The sequence below is a fragment of the [Collinsella] massiliensis genome (assembly GCF_002161605.1).
Taxonomy (GTDB): domain Bacteria; phylum Actinomycetota; class Coriobacteriia; order Coriobacteriales; family Coriobacteriaceae; genus Enorma.
The window spans coordinates 1-3265 of sequence record NZ_NFIE01000036.1 but is presented as its reverse complement, the minus strand read 5'-3'; the positions used below and the strand labels follow the sequence as shown (position 1 = coordinate 3265).

The window sequence follows — 3265 nt, the reverse complement described above, 5'->3', positions numbered from 1 at the left end:
GGGTGCGACTGTGATGCTTCAGGGGTGCGCCGGGGGCGTGGCCGGGGAGCTTCAGGGGCGCGCTGGGGGAGCGCCGGATCGCGGCTGAAGCGCACCGGGGACTCCGCCGCCGGAACCCGCCCGCCGCACCGCGCCGCCGCTGCCGGAACCCGCCCGCCGCACCGCGCCCGCCGCGAAAGTGTGGTGAGATTGTGAGCCGACGCCCGCCCGCCGCAGCGGCGAGCGCCGCGCGCGTCCGTTTCCCAAGGGCGTGCTCCGGCGGGATAAAGCGCAGGGCGAAACGCGCGCCAATCTTTCAAAATCAGCCTTTCTACCTGCTGCTTCATACGGTACCGTGAGAACAGGCCGACACGCGTGCAGGTGTCGGAGGCATGTGGAAGGGGGCGCGCCGTGGCGCTTGAGGCAGATCACATTCTCGACCGCGAACTCGTGGAGACGGGGTACGGGGCCGACGCCATGTCGCGTCTGAGGCGCCGCCGCAAGCGCGAGCGCGCGAACGCCGCGGGCGAGCGCCGGGCCGTGTCGGGCGTGCTCGCAACGCTCTTCGGCGGGCTCTTCTGGGGCTTCTCGGGCACGTGCGCGGACTTCCTCTTCGAGAACTACGCGGTCGACACGCTGTGGCTCGCGTGCATGCGCCAGCTCGTGTCGGGCGGCATCTTCCTCGTGGTGATCCTGCTCACCCAGCGCAAGCAGCTGTTCGCGCTGCTGCGCAACCCCCACGATATGCTTGTGCTCGCGATGTTCGCGGCGTCGGGCGTGCTGCTCAACCAGCTCGGCTACCTCATGACGATCCGCCTCACCAACGCGGGCACGGCGACCGTCCTGCAGTGCCTGCAGCTCATCATCATCATGGTGTACGCGTGCCTGACGACGCATCGCGCCCCGCGCCGCCGCGAGCTTATGGGCGTGGTGCTCGCGCTCGTGGGAACCTATCTGCTCGCGACGGGTGGCAACCCCTCTAACCTGGCAATTCCCTTCGAGGGGCTCGTCGTGGGCCTGCTCTCCGCGGTGGGAGCCGCGTGCATGTCCATCATCCCCGCGCGCCTGCTGCGCGAGTACGGCGCGTCGGTGGTCACCGGCATGGGCATGCTGCTCTCGGGCATCGTGACGAGCGCGTTCATCCAGCCGTGGGCGCACATGCCCGCGCTCGACGGCCTGGGATGGGGCGCGTTCATCGTGCTCGCGGCCGTGGGTTCGTGTTTGGCGTACTCGCTGTACATGCAGGGCGTGAAGGACATCGGCTCCATGCGCGCGAGCCTCATCGGTACCATCGAGCCGGTCTCCGCTGCTGTGACGAGCGCGCTCGTGCTGGGCACGGTCTTCACCGGCACCGACATCGCCGGCTTCGTCGCGATCATCGTGATGGTGTTCCTCACGGTGTAGGAACAAAGTGAGCGAAACGAGCGTTTTATAGGCACCCCCGGAAGTAGCACGGGGTCACCTGCCAACAAAAGCGCAGGTAACAGCGCCGCCACTTCGTCGGCTACTTGACCTACCCCCTATAAACCGTTCATTTCGTTCACTTTGTTCTGCAAGTATCCAGTTGCCCGTCAAACGCAGCCACGGTGAGCCAGAGCTTTGCAGTTTGCGCTGCGTTTCGCGCCTACGCTCCCGCAAGACCCAGCTCTTCGAGGCCCTTCTGCGTAAGCTTGTAAATCGGCGGTCGCTGTGACACCCGCCCCATAAGGCCGTGAGCATCGCTCAAGGAGGTGAGGGCTTTCCTCGCCGTAGGTGTCGATACGCCCAGGTAGCTGGTAAGATCGGCGAGCTTGGTCTCTTGGAACGCACTGTAGAGCTGCATCTGCGCCGCGTAGTACAAGGTACTGCATTCGCGAGATGAAAGTTTGCCCTCGAGTATGTTGAGCCGCTCGTTGAGGGTGTCGAGTGCGCTGCGCTTTTCCTCCAAATCTGCGATGAGCTGCTCCTGCGCGGACTCAACGAGGTCGAGCAAGGCTAGGACGAAATGCGTTCCTTCGGCATGGTTGAGCCTGCGCTCGGTTACGTCGAACGCCTTGTAATATGCGGCTTTGTTCTCGGCTATGACGCGCGAAAGCGAGAGCACGGTGGGTTGTGACAGCGGGCTGCTGAGATGCAATGCGAGCAGGTACCTGCCGGTCCTTCCATTGCCGTCGTAGAAGGGATGTATGTATCCGAAGAGGAAGTGACAAAGCAGGGCGCTATACAACTCGGGCATCTCCTCGTCGCGCGCGAGCTTAAGCCACTGGGTCATCATTCGCTCGATTTCCGATTCGGGCGTCACACCGCGATGTATGGTTCGGCCGCGCTCGTCCTCAATCACGACAGACCCGGTACGGAATAGGGTCGCGCCCGGCAGGTCGGCAGGATCGATGGCATCTGCAACGACGGAGTCGTAGATGGCGCGAATGTCCTCAAGCGTACTCGGTGAGGCGGCATCATCGGTAAGGTTTAGATAGAGACGGGCCATCTCGACGAACGGCGTATGCGCGGTTTTCCGCCCTGCTTTCTGTGTGTGCGCGCCAGTTTGGGCGCGATCGAGGGCAATCTCGATTTCTCGTCGCGTGCTGTGGACGCCCTCCATCTCGTTGCTGTATACGACCTCGTCGAGGATGAGCGCGCGAATGTAAGCGCCGAGCGCGATGGGGGGAAGGGCGCGCCACAGCGCCGATACCCTGCGCTCGCGGCGAAGCGTCCGCTCGGTTGCGTGCGAAAGCTCTCGGGGAACGGCGAGGAATAGTTCACCGTGTTCGAGTTGAATACCCGTGCGGAACGTCGATTCGTTCTGCAGGCGGGTTTGGTAACGCTGCTCGTGAGTTGAGAAGCGGTCTGAAGAGGAGTCTGCGTAGAAGAGCTTCTCTAGCGTCGGATACGACATAGCATCCTCCAGGAAAAAGAGCGAGTTTTTTTGCGGCGCTTTGAATGCTATCAGGTATTAGAAAAACAAGTACTTATCTTTTCGATAAGAAACTTGAATACTTATTAAAAGAAAAAATCAGCGATATTTTATTGATAATTGAAGCCAGGCATGTGTATCAGAAAGAAACAGTTCAATGCAGTTGGGCTCCGCTGCGATCGCCATCGCGGCGCTTCCGAACACAAACGAAGCGAAACGAGCGTTTTATAGGCACCCCCGAAAGTAGCACGGGGTTGCGCGCCAACGAAAGCGACGCTCCTATTGTTTGTCAACCCTGATCCGCGGGAATTGGAAACCCGTCCTCGACCCAGGCGCGGTACCGCTCGCGCATCGACGGGCTCCCGCCCCTCCCGAGCTCGATTAGCGAGATGA

2 protein-coding genes are annotated in these 3265 nt (G+C 62.0%); one reads left to right on the top strand and one right to left on the bottom strand.

Annotated features, from left to right (window positions below):
* Positions 1-390: 390 nt before the first annotated feature.
* On the top strand, positions 391-1383 hold the full coding sequence (locus B5G02_RS09940) for a DMT family transporter (protein ID WP_019239393.1): 993 nt from the start codon (positions 391-393) through the stop codon (positions 1381-1383).
* A gap of 220 nt (positions 1384-1603) precedes the next feature.
* On the opposite strand, the gene B5G02_RS09935 is transcribed toward B5G02_RS09940, so the two are convergent.
* Positions 1604-2854: a Fic family protein gene (locus B5G02_RS09935; RefSeq protein ID WP_019239392.1), complete on the bottom strand. Its 1251-nt coding sequence runs from the start codon at positions 2852-2854 to the stop codon at positions 1604-1606.
* Between the last annotated feature and the right edge of the window lie 411 nt (positions 2855-3265).